Annotated in this window: 19 protein-coding genes and 1 pseudogene; 11 read left to right on the top strand and 9 right to left on the bottom strand. The window is 70.1% G+C overall.

Annotation, left to right across the window (positions count from 1 at the left end; genetic code table 11):
• Positions 1-105 precede the first annotated feature (105 nt).
• Together ACFWV8_RS25180 and ACFWV8_RS25175 are read left to right on the top strand one after the other, a co-directional pair.
• A complete protein-coding gene (locus ACFWV8_RS25180; RefSeq protein WP_384207425.1) occupies positions 106-360 on the top strand; it encodes a DUF6400 family protein in 255 nt (84 codons plus the stop codon).
• On the top strand, positions 344-565 hold the full coding sequence (locus ACFWV8_RS25175; RefSeq protein ID WP_384207422.1) for a hypothetical protein: 222 nt from the start codon (positions 344-346) through the stop codon (positions 563-565). Before ACFWV8_RS25180 ends, ACFWV8_RS25175 begins: the two co-directional genes overlap by 17 nt.
• 22 nt (positions 566-587) lie before the next feature.
• Here ACFWV8_RS25175 and ACFWV8_RS25170 read toward each other — a convergent pair whose 3' ends face one another.
• Together ACFWV8_RS25170 and ACFWV8_RS25165 are read right to left on the bottom strand one after the other, a co-directional pair.
• Complete coding sequence (locus ACFWV8_RS25170) at positions 588-1,247, bottom strand: response regulator (protein WP_384207419.1); 660 nt, start codon at positions 1,245-1,247, stop codon at positions 588-590.
• On the bottom strand, positions 1,244-2,428 hold the full coding sequence (locus tag ACFWV8_RS25165) for a sensor histidine kinase (RefSeq protein WP_384207414.1): 1,185 nt from the start codon (positions 2,426-2,428) through the stop codon (positions 1,244-1,246). The genes ACFWV8_RS25170 and ACFWV8_RS25165 overlap by 4 nt, the downstream gene beginning before the upstream one ends.
• Positions 2,429-2,582: 154 nt before the next feature.
• Here ACFWV8_RS25165 and ACFWV8_RS25160 point away from each other — a divergent pair, with 154 nt between their 5' ends.
• Entirely contained in the window at positions 2,583-3,176 is a 594-nt protein-coding gene (locus ACFWV8_RS25160) for a hypothetical protein (RefSeq protein WP_384207410.1), read from the top strand.
• Here ACFWV8_RS25160 and ACFWV8_RS25155 read toward each other — a convergent pair.
• On the bottom strand, positions 3,173-3,937 hold the full coding sequence (locus ACFWV8_RS25155) for a hypothetical protein (RefSeq protein ID WP_384207407.1): 765 nt from the start codon (positions 3,935-3,937) through the stop codon (positions 3,173-3,175). The genes ACFWV8_RS25160 and ACFWV8_RS25155 overlap by 4 nt on opposite strands.
• 137 nt (positions 3,938-4,074) lie before the next feature.
• Here ACFWV8_RS25155 and ACFWV8_RS25150 point away from each other — a divergent pair, with 137 nt between their 5' ends.
• Both ACFWV8_RS25150 and ACFWV8_RS25145 read left to right on the top strand, forming a co-directional pair.
• Positions 4,075-4,491 (top strand): MerR family transcriptional regulator, encoded by a 417-nt coding sequence (locus ACFWV8_RS25150; protein WP_384207402.1) that lies wholly within the window; start codon positions 4,075-4,077, stop codon positions 4,489-4,491.
• Positions 4,492-4,621: 130 nt separating this feature from the next.
• Entirely contained in the window at positions 4,622-5,344 is a 723-nt protein-coding gene (locus ACFWV8_RS25145; RefSeq protein WP_384207399.1) for an SDR family NAD(P)-dependent oxidoreductase, read from the top strand.
• Between the two features lie 54 nt (positions 5,345-5,398).
• On the opposite strand, the gene ACFWV8_RS25140 is transcribed toward ACFWV8_RS25145, so the two are convergent.
• Complete coding sequence (locus ACFWV8_RS25140) at positions 5,399-5,737, bottom strand: DUF397 domain-containing protein (RefSeq protein WP_384207395.1); 339 nt, start codon at positions 5,735-5,737, stop codon at positions 5,399-5,401.
• Positions 5,718-6,560 carry a helix-turn-helix domain-containing protein gene (locus ACFWV8_RS25135; protein WP_384207392.1) on the bottom strand — a complete coding sequence of 281 codons (843 nt, stop codon included), beginning with the start codon at positions 6,558-6,560 and terminating at the stop codon, positions 5,718-5,720. The genes ACFWV8_RS25140 and ACFWV8_RS25135 overlap by 20 nt, the downstream gene beginning before the upstream one ends.
• Before the next feature lie 154 nt (positions 6,561-6,714).
• Between ACFWV8_RS25135 and ACFWV8_RS25130 the strand changes: the two genes are divergently transcribed.
• The 3 genes from ACFWV8_RS25130 (at position 6,715) to ACFWV8_RS25120 (ending at position 7,930) form a co-directional block, all read left to right on the top strand.
• Positions 6,715-6,927, top strand: a complete 213-nt coding sequence (locus tag ACFWV8_RS25130) for a hypothetical protein (protein WP_384207389.1) — start codon at positions 6,715-6,717, stop codon at positions 6,925-6,927.
• The gene (locus ACFWV8_RS25125) at positions 6,924-7,157 is read left to right on the top strand and encodes a hypothetical protein (RefSeq protein ID WP_384207386.1); all 234 of its coding nucleotides are present in this window, start codon (positions 6,924-6,926) and stop codon (positions 7,155-7,157) included. The genes ACFWV8_RS25130 and ACFWV8_RS25125 overlap by 4 nt, the downstream gene beginning before the upstream one ends.
• Before the next feature lie 167 nt (positions 7,158-7,324).
• Positions 7,325-7,930 (top strand): Uma2 family endonuclease, encoded by a 606-nt coding sequence (locus ACFWV8_RS25120; protein WP_384207692.1) that lies wholly within the window; start codon positions 7,325-7,327, stop codon positions 7,928-7,930.
• A gap of 30 nt (positions 7,931-7,960) precedes the next feature.
• Here the strand turns inward: ACFWV8_RS25120 and murQ are convergent, their stop codons facing one another.
• On the bottom strand, positions 7,961-9,070 hold the full coding sequence (gene murQ, locus ACFWV8_RS25115; protein WP_384207687.1) for an N-acetylmuramic acid 6-phosphate etherase: 1,110 nt from the start codon (positions 9,068-9,070) through the stop codon (positions 7,961-7,963).
• Between the two features lie 93 nt (positions 9,071-9,163).
• Positions 9,164-10,081: a MurR/RpiR family transcriptional regulator gene (locus ACFWV8_RS25110; RefSeq protein ID WP_329386164.1), complete on the bottom strand. Its 918-nt coding sequence runs from the start codon at positions 10,079-10,081 to the stop codon at positions 9,164-9,166.
• 90 nt (positions 10,082-10,171) lie between these two features.
• Between ACFWV8_RS25110 and ACFWV8_RS25105 the strand changes: the two genes are divergently transcribed.
• The 3 genes from ACFWV8_RS25105 to ACFWV8_RS25095 all read left to right on the top strand — a co-directional run bounded on the left by ACFWV8_RS25105 (position 10,172) and on the right by ACFWV8_RS25095 (position 11,605).
• Positions 10,172-10,570: a hypothetical protein gene (locus ACFWV8_RS25105; protein ID WP_384207379.1), complete on the top strand. Its 399-nt coding sequence runs from the start codon at positions 10,172-10,174 to the stop codon at positions 10,568-10,570.
• Position 10,571: 1 nt separating this feature from the next.
• Positions 10,572-10,847: a DUF4031 domain-containing protein gene (locus ACFWV8_RS25100; protein ID WP_384207376.1), complete on the top strand. Its 276-nt coding sequence runs from the start codon at positions 10,572-10,574 to the stop codon at positions 10,845-10,847.
• Between the two features lie 218 nt (positions 10,848-11,065).
• The gene (locus tag ACFWV8_RS25095; protein ID WP_384207373.1) at positions 11,066-11,605 is read left to right on the top strand and encodes a hypothetical protein; all 540 of its coding nucleotides are present in this window, start codon (positions 11,066-11,068) and stop codon (positions 11,603-11,605) included.
• A gap of 90 nt (positions 11,606-11,695) precedes the next feature.
• On the opposite strand, the gene ACFWV8_RS25090 is transcribed toward ACFWV8_RS25095, so the two are convergent.
• Positions 11,696-12,340, bottom strand: coding sequence for a hypothetical protein (locus ACFWV8_RS25090; protein ID WP_384207681.1), 645 nt, complete (start codon positions 12,338-12,340; stop codon positions 11,696-11,698).
• 87 nt (positions 12,341-12,427) lie between these two features.
• A pseudogene (locus tag ACFWV8_RS25085) lies at positions 12,428-13,252 on the bottom strand (YihY/virulence factor BrkB family protein); the annotation flags it as partial.
• Positions 13,253-13,491: the final 239 nt, after the last annotated feature.

The following is a 13,491-nucleotide window of genomic DNA, read 5'->3' as shown; positions in this document are numbered from 1 at the left end:
GCTCGTCACCCCAGGTCACCGGGGGTTACTTAGGGCACCCTTTCCTCTTGCGGGGGATGCCTGGTACATATGGAAGTGTTCCATCGGCACATCGGAAGTCTTGCCATGAACCAGGAAAAGCCCGACAACGACCTCACCCCTTTCACGTTCGACCTGACCCCCGACGAAGCCCGGCGGCGGGCCGAGGTCCTGGCCGCGCTGGGGCCCGACTGGGACCCGGTGGAAGCCCTCCGCGGCGAGGACGAGGCGTACGCGCTCCTCTACTCGGGGCTGGACGACGAGCAGCAGCGCATCTACGACCGGCTCGTGGCGGCCGGTGTCCTCCCAGGGGACGAGCCGGGCCGTGCGGCTACCCATTGACCCCCAGGCGGACCCCTCCCGCCGCGCCTGGCTCCCCTGCCCGGTCTGCGACGACGCCCGCCACTGCGAAACGTGCGCGTCCCGCCGCAACTGCGGCGACCACTGGCGCTACCTGATATCCAACAACGGCCCGGTACTCCACCTCCAGTGCCCCCACTGCACCCACACCTGGTCCCTCAACACCCGCCCGGACACGGCGCGTTGACACCCGTCGCCGGCCGGCGGGCTCACGGGTAGAGGCCCGCCCGGAAGGTGAAGGAGACCAGTTGGGCGCGGTCGCGGGCGCCTACCTTGGTCATCGCTCGGACCGCGTGCGTCTTCACCGTGAACGGGGACACCGACATCTGCGCCGCGATCTCGTCGTTGCCGAGGCCGCTCGCGACCAGGATCACCACGTCCCGTTCCCTGGGCGTCAGAGCGCCGAAGCGGCGGAGCAGTTCCTTGTCGATCACCGGCGGCGGGCTGTCCGTCATGTGACCGATGAGCGCGGCCGTCGCGGCGGCCGACAGCGCGCCGCCGCCCGCCACGACCTCGGTGATTCCAGCGACGAGTTCGGCAGGGCTCACGGTCTTGCTCAGGAAGCCGTTGGCGCCCGCGCGCAGGGCGGCCAGAACGATGTCGTCCTGGTCGAACGTGGTCAGCACGATCACCCGCGTCTTCTCCGGCGGATGCTCCGCGCGGATCCGGCGCGTGGCCTCGACACCGTCGATGCCGGGCATCCGGATGTCCATCAGCACCAGGTCGACGGGGTGGTTCCGGAGATAGGGGACCACCTGGAGCCCGTCCGAGAGATCAGCCGCGACGACGAGACTCGGGTCGAGCCGGAGCATCGTCCGGATCCCGGCCCTGATCTCGGCCTGGTCGTCGACGATCAGAATCCGTGTCATCGGACGACGGCCCCCAGCGGGCTGAACTCCGCGTGCACCCGGAACCGCCCGTCGTCGCTGTCGATCGTCAGCCGCCCGCTGGAGGACTCGACGCGTTCCCGCATCCCCACGAGCCCGAGCCCGCTGCCCGGGTCGGCGCCACGGGGTGAGCGACCCACGCCGTTCTCCACGGTGACGCGGATCCTGCCGTCCTGCTCCCGCACATCCACTGTCGCCGTCCCCTCCCCGTGCCGGTAGGCATTGGTGAGCGCTTCCTGAACGACCCGGTAGACCGTCACACCGACGCTCGGCTCCACGAAACCGGCCGGGATGTCGAGGGACGGCCGCACGTCGAGGCCGATGCTCTCGAAAGAGGCGATGAGTCCTTCCAGGCCGCTCAGCGCCGGTGTCGGCCGGAGCGCCTCCTCGCCGGAGGCGTCGTCCCCGAGGCGCAGAAGCGCGAGGATGCGCTGCGTCTCCACGACGACGGTACGGGCGCTGGCCCTGGCCGACACGAGGGCCTGCCGGGAGGAATCGGCGTCATCGGGCAGCCCGATCTCCGCCGCACCGAGGTGCAGGCTCAGCATCGCGACCTGGTGGCCGATGACGTCGTGGAGGTCCCGGGCGATACGGAGCCGTTCCTCGGTCACCCGCCGGGTGGCTTCGATCTCGCGGGTGGCGATGGCGATCTCGGCCCGTTCGTCCAGCGTCCACCAGTGCTCCCGGTGGATACGGAGCGCGGCCCCCGTCGCACCTCCCGCCACAGCCGAGAAGAGGGCGGCGGCTCCCACGACCGCGCCACCGCGGAATCCTCCGAGCGTCATGAACGCCCCCAGGAAGAACGCCGCCACGATGGCGGTTCCGACCAGCGGCTGCTTGCCCCTGAGGGTGACCGAGAACAGCACCAGCACGGCCATCATCCACACCGACAGGGGGTCGTGCCCCACCGCCGTCACGGCGAAGGACGCGCCGCTCGTCACGACCAGTCCCGCCCACGGCTTCCACCACGAGAGGGTCACCCCGCCGCCGGCGAGGAGCACGGACAGGGCCGTCGGCCAGTCCGACCCCCGCACGATCGCCGCCACGATCTGCCCGGTGAACACCAGCGCGGCCACCGCGTAGGCGACCCGGTGCAGCACCTCGGGGCGGCGGACCCACAGCGGTGCCGCGGGCCCGTCCTGACTGTTCTGCGACGTGACCATGAGCCGATTCTCGTTCGCGTGAGCGGTGGCCGTGTACTTCGAACGATGTAGACGCGGAAGTACTTCGTTCGAAGTACGCGGCCCCTCCCGAGGCCGCTGAGACTCGTCGTCGAGGCGACCGTCTCACTCCGTCACCATCACAACGGGACACCTGATGACTCAGACCACCGTAACTCCGACCCTGGCAACGGCGACGCCCTCCGGGCTCCGCTCGCTCCACCTGATCCGGGTCGCCTTCTCCCTGATCTGGGTGGCACTCGTCTTCTCGACCTCCGCCAAGCTCGTGTCGGCGGACGAACCCACCGTGATCGCGGCCGTGCTGCTCTTCGTCTACCCCCTGTGGGACGCCATCGCCACGCTCCTTGAGCGCCGTATGGCCAGCACAGGCTCCACGGACAGCGTCAGTACGATCAACCTGGGACTCGGCCTCGCCGCCACCGCCGGAATGGTCGTCGCCGCCTTCTCCACCATCGGGACAGCGCTTCTCGTCTTCGGCGTCTGGGCCCTTCTCGCCGGAGCCCTCCAGCTCATCGTGGCGATCCGCCGCTGGCGCACCGTCGGTGCCCAGTGGCCGATGGCCATCAGTGGCGGACAGTCCGTTCTCGCCGGTGCCGGCATCGCCGCCATGTCCGCGTCGGAGACGAGCAGCCTGTCCACCGTCGCCGGATACTCGGCCTTCGGCGCCTTCTGGTTCCTCGTCTCCGTCATCGCCCTGACCGTCCGGGGCCGCAGGAACACCGGCCGCTAGGACGCGGCGGAACCCGACAGGTCCCTGAGCACCCGCGTCGTCACGGTCAGTTCCGGCACCAGCGCGGCCAGTGTCTGTCCGTCCGGGGTGTGTACGTACACCGTGTTGTAGCAGGGACCATCGGTTCCGCCCCTCGGGAACGGCAGCCCGGCGACCCGCCAGTCGGCGCTCCAGGGCAGATGGCCGCCGTCCGCGTCGTAGATTCCCTCGCGCGTCAGCGTCAGCTCACCCAGCCGCACCTTGCCCTCCCGCTCGTACATGGCGCGGATACGCCGGGTGATCCCCTCCCGGGTGCGGTCGACTATCAGGGTCGACAGCTCCTCCTGCCGGGGCGACCCGAGGAGCGGCAACCGCTCCCCTGTGCCCGCCAGGGCCAGCTCGCAGAGAGCGGGGTGGGTCTTCGCGCCGACGCCGGGGAGAGCGGCCCCGGGGGTGGTGAACTCCTGGCGGTGCCAGACGACTCGTACGGCATCCCAGGGGATCACGAGCCTCCCCTCATGCGTGACGAGTACGAGTCCGTCCGTATACGCCTTGTACGGCCGCGACTTCGGCGGGAACTCGCGTACCGGCGCGCCCGGGTCCGGCCGGTCGCCGCCGTACAACTCCGCGAGCGCGACGTACTGTTCGGCCCCCTCGTCGGCGTCCTCGTAGGCGGGGGCGGGCGGCGGTCCGCCGAGCGGGTTGGACAGGGGCCGCGCGGCCCGCGCCTGCGCTTCGAGGGCGCGGTTCTGGGCCCGGCCCAGGAGCCCGAGTGCGGCCATGACCGCACCCCCGGCCGTGACTCGGTCGCGAAGTATACGAACGTGCTTCCCCGCTCCAGAACGCTAAACCTTTCCAGTAATGTGAAGGTTCCGGCGTGGGCCGCCGTCCGCGCGATTTCCTGCTGAGGGAGAGCGGCATGAAGATCGGAGAGCTGTCCGAGAAGACGGGTGTCTCGACGCGGTTGCTTCGTTACTACGAAGAGGTCGGCATCCTGACCCCGTACCGGAGCGCCAACGGCTACCGCGGCTACGGCGAGCCGGCCATCGACCGTGTCCTGCAGATCCGCGAACTCCTCGAAGTCGGCCTGACGACGGAGATGATCCGCGAGGTGCTGCCCTGTCTCGGGAAGGCGAAGGACGAACCGCCGCCCGAGGACTGCCCGGCGGCCAAGGACCTGGACGGGCTGCGACGTCAACTCAGCAACGTCAAGCGACGCATTGACGTGCTCCAGCGCAACCAGCGCGCGATCGAGGTCTATCTGCGCACCTGGGAGCACGCCATGGCCGGTACGCCTCAGCCGGCCGATGAGGTCCCGCGCGCGAACGTCCCCTGACGGCCGGCATGGCAGCCGGGCTTGACCTTCACACTAGTGTCAATCTTTAGCTTCGGCTGGGTAGAGCAATCCGCTGAACAGCGCAGGGAGACACTGCATCCCCAATGCCTTGACAGGAAAGACCGCGCTCGTGACCGGAGGGTCACGGGGCATCGGTGTGGGGATCGCCCGTGAACTGGCACGCGAGGGTGCGAGCGTCGCCATCACCTACCGGAAGTCGCGTGAGAAGGCGGAAGAGGTCGTCGCCGAGCTGGCCGCCCTCGGGGCGAAGGCGGTCGCCGTGCGGGCGGACCAGGCCGATCCCCACAAGGCGTCGACCGCGGTGGAACAGGCCGCCGAGTTCCTGGGCGGCCGTATCGACGTGCTGGTGAACTCAGCCGGAGTCGCCGTGATGGGCACGGTCGACCAACTGGACCTGGACCTTCTCGACGGGGTCCAGAACATGTTCGCCACCAATGTGATGGGGACGGTCGTCACCACCCATTCCGCGACGCGGTATCTGCCCGACGGCGGGCGCGTCATTCTGGTGGGAAGCACGGTCGCTGAGCGGATTCCCACCCCTGGCGTCGCCGCATACGCGGCGAGCAAGGCGGCGATCGACCAGCTCGGTCGCGGGTGGGCGCGCGACTTCGGCCCGCGCGGCATCACCGTGAACGTGGTGCGGCCCGGCGCGACCGACACGGACATGAACCCCGCGGACGGTCCGTTCGCGGCCACCCAGGTGGCCATGACGCCGCTCGGGCGCTTCGGCAGGACCGAGGACATCGCAAAGGCGGTCGCCTTCCTGGCGAGCGAGGAGGCCGCGTTCATCACGGGCGCGCTGCTGACCGTCGACGGTGGATCGAGTATCTGAGCCCAGGTCGCGCGGAGCTCCGGTGCTGGACGGCACCGGAGCCTTGCCGCGTCTTCACACGGCGGCGTCGGTACCTGTCTTGAGGCTCGTTACGAAGGCGGACCAGGCCTGGGCCGGGAAGACGACGCCGGGGAGTTCGGGGGACTTGGAGTCGCGTACGGGGACTATGTCGGCGAGACCATCTGCGACTTCGAGGCAGTTGCCGCCGCTGCCGTCGCTGTGGGTCGACTTGCGCCAGGCGCCGACCTCAAGGCAATTGCCGCCGTCGCCGCCGCTGTACGTGGACTTGCGCCAGGTCGCCATCTCCAGGCAGTCGCCGCCGCTTGCACCGCTGTAGGTGGACTTGTGCCAGGTCGCTGCGCTCAGGTCGTACTCAAGGCTGCTGCGCTTCATGGTCGTAATCCTCCGCCAACTGTTCGATGAGGGCCAGGGACTCGCGCGGTGACAGCGCGCTGGCCCCGACCAGATCGTATGCCAGCTCGTACTGCGCCACCGAGGCTGGATCGTCCAGTAGTTGGCCTGAGCCCATGCTCTGGAGGTAGGCGAGCGGAGGGGCATCAGAGAAGGACATCAGCTTCAGTGCGCCCTCAAGAGCCATGTGAGCGCCAGCGCTGAATGACAGCACTTGCACAATGACTCGGTGACGGCGTGCCAGGCTCACCACCCGGCGTAGTGCCTCCGCCATTACAGTGGCGTCGCCCACCTGCCGTCGCAGCGTCGCCTCGTCCAGAACTCCCCAAAACAGTGGGGTCGTTGGATCCGACAGCAGCTTGGCTCGCTCCAGTCGAGCTTCGACCAGTTCGTCAATCACGTCCTGCGTGGCAGTCGGACGACCCGCACGGAACACCTCTCGCGCATACGCCTCCGTCTGCAACAGCCCCGGAATCAGCAGCGGTGCGTACTCCTTGATCGCCGTCGCGATCGCCTCAGCCTCCGCCGCGTCGGCGAAGTGGTCCGGGTACTTCGACTTCGTCGCCGCGTCGCAGTTCCGCTCGAAGAACCCCGCCGTGCCCAGGATCTCGTCGAACTTGACCGCGTACTCCAGTTGCATCCGCCGCGTACCCCCCTCAAGTTGGCCGATGAACGCCCCACTCACGAACAGCGGTGCGCCCAGCGCCTCCTGGGTCATCCCCGCCCTCTCGCGTGCGTGCCGCAGCTCCGCTCCCAGCAGCGCTCGTGGTGAGGACGACGGGTCGAGCTTCTTGGGGCCGGGCATGGCAACTCCCATCAACGGCACGTTAATCACGTGGGCTTGTTGGCCGAATGTCTCTGTTCAGGCTAACCACAGCCAACCACGCTGTGTGGTGAAAGAGGGCACTCAGAGTGGAGGTTGGCGTTCAGTGGACAAGACTGCGAAAGAGCGGCGCAAAGTGGCCGCGGATCAGGTAAAGGCGGCCGAGGAAGCCGTCGCGCAGCTGAAGTCCGGGCTCGCGGCGGCCGGGATCAAGCTCCCGTCGCTGCGGGTCGACCCGGTCTCGTGCGCGGGCAACGAGCCGGCCAATCCGCTGGTGGAGCTGGGGCGTTGCAACCTGGCGACCGCGCGGCAGATGGCGGCGGCGCTGGAGGAAGGGGCCCGGCCATGAGCGGCTGCGCGGGCGGTGGGTTCGTGCCGGTGGTCGGGACGTACGCGGTGGATTCCCGGGACGGACGTGTCGGGCAGGTGATGGCGCTGGAGGACGACTGCGTACAGCTACGGCCGCCGGGCGGTGGTGTGGAATGGGACGTTCCACCGGGCTGGATCCATCCGGCCCCGCCGAACGAGCTGCTGCGCGCGAAGGTCACGGAACTGAACCGCGCCCGCCGCTTGCCGTGAGGCCGGCGTGGGGGGCGCTTCCCCGGGCGGGTCGGCCGCCCGGGGGAGCGGGGACGGCAGGTCGCTGCGTTCGTCACTCGATCGTGGGACGCTGGACGGGGGTGGGCGAGGCTGCCCACCTGTCGATCTACGCTCGCCTTACTCAGGCCACAGAGAAGGGACCCGCGATGACCGCCGCGATGGTCGAGAAGGACCCGTCATCTGAGTTCCGCCCGTGGGAGTACCTGCTGGAGACATGGCGTGAACTGGACGTGCCCGACGGGTGGCGCGCCGAGATCGACGAAGGGCAGATCGTCTTGGTACCGCCGCCGCACAGGCATCACAACGGCATCGTGGAACTCGTCCAGTCCCGCCTGTATCGGGGTCTTCCTGACGACCTCGGCATCTACCAGACCCAGGGCGTGCACATCGCACCGCTCGACAAGCTTTACATCCCGGATCTGGTGGTAATGCCGCGAGAAATGATCAACACGGAAGAGTCAGATGAGGAGGGCCCGGTCGACGCCTCCGAAGCCCTGCTCATCGTGGAGATCACCTCGAAGGGCAACGCGCGGGACGACCGGACCAAGAAGTACCGGGCCTATGCCCGCGCGCTGGTCTCGCTCTACCTGCTGATCGACCGGTTCGACACACGCGGACCCGTCGTCACGCTCTTCACCGAGCCCAACGAGGACGGTACGTACAAGCACTCCGAGCAGGTGCCGTTCGGGAAGTCCATTGCCCTGCCGGAGCCGTTCGGGACGACGCTGGATACCGCCGCCTTTCCCGCGTGAACGCCGCTCGGAGCAGGCGACCGGGGTGGATCACGCGTTGCCCGCGTCGTCCTCGCCGAAGACGCGGCGGAACGCCTCGTCGTGCGGGACGCCGAGCGATTCGCCGCGAGCTTGCCGCTCCCGGTAGGCGGCCAGAGCGTGCGCCTCTTCAACTACGAGGGCATTCGCGAGTGTTTCACCGGTCTCCTTACGTACCCCACCGTACCCAGGGGCCTGGCCCCGCGACGCCTCAAGCGCCACCCGCAGGTGCCCGTGCGACGCCGACAGCAGTTCCGCCGCCCGGGGGCCGTCCACCGCGCCCAGGATGGTGAGGATCGCGTTCTTCACCTCGCCGTCCGTCGCCGCCAGTGCCGCCTCGATCTCGTCGTCCGGCGCGCCCGTCGCGAGCGCGACGATGCGGCGGGAGCGGGCCCGCAGTTTGTCGTTGGACGCGCGGACGTCGACCATCAGGTTTCCGTACGTCTTGCCGAGGCGGATCATCGTGATCGTGGAGATCATGTTGAGGACGAGCTTCTGCGCCGTACCGGCCTTCAACCGCGTTGATCCCGTGAGCAGTTCGGGCCCCACGACGATCTCCAGACCGTGCTCGGCGGCAGCCGCGAGCGGGCTGTCCGCGTTGCAGGAGAGGCCGATGGTGAGCGCGCCCAACGCGTGCGCGTGCTCGACGGCGCCCACCGCGTACGGCGTGCGGCCGGACGCCGAGATGCCGACGACCGTGTCGTTCACGTCCACCTTCAGCTCGTCCAGGTCCGCCGCCGCCAGCTCCTTCGAGTCCTCCGCGCCCTCGACGGACTTGACCATCGCGCCGGGGCCGCCCGCGATCAGGCCGACGACCTCCGACGGGTCGGTGTTGAAGGTGGGAGGGCACTCGCTCGCGTCCAGGATGCCGAGGCGGCCGGCCGTGCCCGCGCCCGCGTAGATGAGCCGGCCGCCACGGGCCATCCGCTCGGCCGTGGCGTCGATGGCGTGGGCGATACGGGGGAGCTGCGCGGCGACGGCGGCGGGGACGGTCTGGTCCTCGCCGTTCATGACGCGGGCGATGTCCTCGGTGGAGCGGCGGTCGATCTCGGCGAGTTCGGGGCGGAACGCCTCGGTGGTGAGGGTGGCGAGCTCGGCGCGGAGTTCGCCGTACGAAGGCATGGAGGTCATGGAGAAGCGGCTCTTTCTGGCGAGCTGGCAGAAACCTGAGGAAGCCCCGTTGATGTGCGGTGACGCGGTACAGCGATGCGCGGGTCAGCGCGTGCGCGGCGCGTGGCGGTGCGCCAGCGCCTCGTAGGACGCGGCGAGCGCGGGTGCGGCCGTCTCGTACGTCCGCTGCGCGACGCCCACGAACAGGCAGTCCACGACGAGGAGTTGGCTCGTACGGCTGGACATCGCCGCCGGTCGCAGCTCGCTTTCGCGGGCCGTGGACGTGGTGAGGACGTGGTCCGCGTACTGGGACACCGCGCCGTCCGGGCGGCCGGTGATGGCGACCGTCGTCGCGCCCCGGTCGAAGGCGACGCGCAGCGGTTCTATGACGTCTCCCGTCGAGCCGGAGTGCGTGATCGCGATGGCGACGTCGCCCGCGCGGAGCTGGACGGCGTTGGTGACGGCGAGGTGCGGATCGCTGTGCGCGTGGGCTATCAGGCCGATGCGCAGGAGCTTCTGCGCGAGGTCCATGCCGACGAGGCCGCTGGCGCCGATGCCGTAGATGTCGATACGGCGGGCGGACGCGGCGGCGGTGATGACGGCGCCGAGCTGGACGGTGTCGAGCGCGGCGGCCGTGTCGGCGAGGGTCTGCTGCTCGTCGTAGGCCAGCTTGGCGACGACGTCGGCGATCGGGTCGTCGACGGCGATGTCGGCGGTGACCGCGGGGGCGGCGCCCGACTCCTGGTGGGCGGCAAGGCCGGCGAGGGCGAGACGCAGATCGCGGTAGCCGGGGTAGCCGAGGAGGCGGGCGGTCCTGACGACGGTGGCCTCGCTCGTGCCGGTGAGCTCGGCGAGACCGGTGACGGTGAGGGCGGCGGTGCCGGCGGGGTCGGCGGCCACGGCTTCGGCGACGCGCTGCATGGAGCGGGTCATGGAGGGCGCGAGGGTGCGGACCTTCGCCGCGAGGGCGGCGGGGGCCGGCGGGGCGCCGCCGCTGTAAATTTCCTTCACGTCACTGGTCACCACTGAAAGATAATTTCAGTGCGCGGGGGCGTCAAGGGTTGCCGCGGTCGCTTGCGGTGGGGCGCGGGGGCGGCGTACGACAATGGGGGCATGGAAGACATGAACCCCCTGGAACAGGCGCTGCACACCGCACGCGCCCTGGTCCTCGCCGACCTCGCGGCGGGTGACGTAGCGCGGCCCGAGATCGTCTCACTGGTGGAAGACGCCGTGTCGCATCGACGCTGGTGGGTGGAGCAGTGGCCGGAGGGGGCCGAGTACGTCGCGGGGCTGATCGCCCAGGACGTACAGGACGCCCTCCTGGAGAGCCACGGGCGGTGGCCGCTCTGCCCCGTCTGCGGCGAGTCCCGGACCGAACTGGCGGCGGAGGGCGGCCCGCACGCGCTGGAGATCGAGCCGGAGCTGGGCCCGGATCCGCACTGGGTGTGCGGGAAGGCGGCGGTCGTGGTGGCTCCGGTGGGGTCGCTGGGCGCGGTGCTGGGGGCCGGGTGACGTGACGGTCTACATCGACCCGCCGACGTGGGCGGGGCACGGGCGGATGTGGTCGCACCTGGTGAGCGATGAGTCGTACGACGAACTGCACACGTTCGCGGCCTCCATCGGCTGCCCGCCCCGCGCGTTCGAACGCGACCACTACGACGTGCCGTCCCACCACTACGGCGCCGCGGTCCGCGCGGGCGCGGTGGAGGTGGGGTCGCGCGAACTGGTCAGCAGGCTGACGGGAGCGGGCCTGCGCCGCCGGAAGAGGTGGGAGGGCCGGGCGCGCTGACCCCGCTGCCCCGCGCGTCAGATGACGGGCGGCCGGCCCAGGCGGGTCATCTGCCACACCGTGGACCACCGCATGGGCCGACGGGGCGCAGGGGCGTGCGCCCGCTTGTGAGGGGATGCCTCGGGAGCTGGTATCACCCTTTCAGTGGCTATGACCTTCATGTGTTGGTTTCTACCTTGACGGAGGCATATCGCATCGGTCTATATCGAGGAGGAACCATGCCGACCATGCGTACCGGCTTCACCACCGTCGCAGTGGCAACACTGCTTGTGGGCGCCACCGCGGCGGTAGCTGCGCAGAGCGACACCAGCACGGGTGGGCACGCGTCAACGGTCACAGGAATCAAGCACCTGCACACCCAGGTCGACCTGCCCGCCGGCATCTGGACCAGCACTCCCCTGGAGGTCACCCTCCCCAGAGCCGGTACCTACGAACTCGACGCAGACGTCCGCGGGCGTCTCTCGGGTGTTCCACCGATCAACACGTTCATCACCGCCCGGCTGTGGAACGTCACGTCCGGCACGGCCGTGCCGGAGAGCGAGCGACTCGTCAACCAGATCATCGACTCCAACACGGGTGACGCCGAGACGGGGAGCAACCAGACCGCACCGATCAGCGAGCTGATCAAGGTGAAGAAGCCGACGAAGATCCGGCTGCAGGCCCAGCGGACCGACGCCACGGGGACGGCGACCGTCGGTCAGATCTACTCCGACGTCAACGGCTTCACCTCCCTCCGCTTTCAGCGGGTCAGCCACTAGCGGAGTTGTCCCTTCCGGATAGATGTGTGGCCCTTGCCCCGGACAGTCCGGGGCAAGGGCCACACGTCCGCGCCCGGCTCCGCCACCCCGTCAGTGGGAGAGGCGCGTCAGCTCGCCGTTGAGGTTGGTGCGGGCCCGCTGCTCCCAGTGGGCCGCGCCGTACGGTGTGCGGAACAGCCTTTCCAGGTCCAGGAGTTGGCGCAGTACCGCCGCCCGGCCCGCCCGGAAGGCGTCGTCCGGGACGAAGTCGTACTCCTCCCGGACCGCGCGTGTGTACGCCTCGTACGCCTCCGGATCGCTCGCCAGGATCGCGAGATCCGCGTCGCACAGCACCTCGCCGTTGGTGTCGCCCGGAGCCGGGTCGTGGGTGACGGTGAGGCGGACGAGGCGGGCGACCTCTTCCGTGAGATCGGCCGGTACGCCCGCGTCGGTGAGCGCGCGCACCGCGACCGCTGCGCTGCGTTCCTCGTTCTCGGAGCGCTCGGGGTGGTAGACGGCGTCGTGGAACCAGGCCGCGAGGCGTACGGCCTGCGGGTCGGCGGCGTGGTCCGCGAGGGTGTCGATGTGGTCCAGGACCGCGACGAGGTGATCGGTGGTGTGGTAGCGGCGCTGGTCCTCGGCCCAGCGGGCGAGGAGGTTGTCGGCGTAGGGGAGCGCGTCGGGGGTGGTCTTCCCGTTCCGCGCCGTTTCGAGGGTACGCAGCCAGCGCATCCGGAGTGCTTCTTGGACTGACATAGGGGCAGAGCCTAGGCCCGCCCGCTCCGCGGCCAGCTCCGCGTTGAACTGGGCGCCCGCCACCAGCGACAGGTTCGACAGCCACACCCAGACCAGAAAGACGACGCTGCCCGCGAGCGAGCCGTAGACCCGGCTGTACGTCCCCGAGTGGGACGCGTACACCGCGAACAGCGCCGACACCAGCAGCCACAGCAGCACCGCGAGCACCCCGCCCGGCAGCGCGCGCCGCAGATGGCGGGTATCGGGCGGGCCCGTACGGAAGACGATGAGGACCAGGACCGCCGCGAGCGCCAGCAGCAGCGGCCACTTCGCCACCGTCCACACCACGGTCGCCGTACTCCCGACGCCCAGCACCGGACCGACCTCGTGGACCACGTCGCCGGTCAGGACCAGCGTGAACGCGGTCGTGACGAGCAGCGTGAGCAGGACGATCGCCGTGATCACGAGGCGCGGGGCCTTGCGCCACGGAGGGCGGTGGTCGACGGCGCCGTTCATCCGATGCAGCGCCCGGCGGAAGACACCGAGGTAGCTGGAGGAGGACCAGAGCGCGCCGACCGCGCCGAAGATCAGCAGCAGCCAGGCCGCGGTGCGCTGGTGCGCCATCTCGCGCAGTGCCTGGCGGATCAGGTGCCGGGACTGGGCCGGGACGAGCGAGGTGATCTCGTCGGAGAGTTCGTTGGTCGCCTGGGAGCCGGCGAGACCGATGGCGGCGACGGTCACCAGGAGGGCCGGGATGATCGCGAGGACGGTGTAGTACGTGAGGGCGGCGGCCCAGTCGGTGGCGTCCTCACGCCACAGGGCGAGGGGGATGCGGCGGAGCGCGCTCGCGTAGTGGCGGCCGCCGCGGCGGGGGCGGGGGGTGCGCCGGGGGTGCGGGGGCCACCAGTTGTGCGCCTGATGGGACTTGGGCACTCTGGTCTCCCCGTTGGGCGGTCGGCGGTCGGGCGGGCCGTGGTCGGCGGTCGGGCCGGGCGGCGGTCCTGTCGTGCCGCCCGGCCTTCAGGGTGCCCTGCGACGGGGGGAGAAGTGGTGGAGGCCCGGGGGGCCCCCCCGCAAGCGGGGGGGGGCCCCCCCCCCGCCCGCGGGCGGGGGGGGCCCGCCGCGCCCCCCCGCGCGCACACGCCCCCCCCCCCCAAAAACCCGCGAACCAC

The sequence above is a fragment of the Streptomyces sp. NPDC058665 genome (assembly GCF_042714995.1).
Classification (GTDB): Bacteria; Actinomycetota; Actinomycetes; order Streptomycetales; family Streptomycetaceae; genus Streptomyces.
Note: the sequence above shows the minus strand (reverse complement) of the source record. Positions and strands in the feature narration are given on the sequence as shown.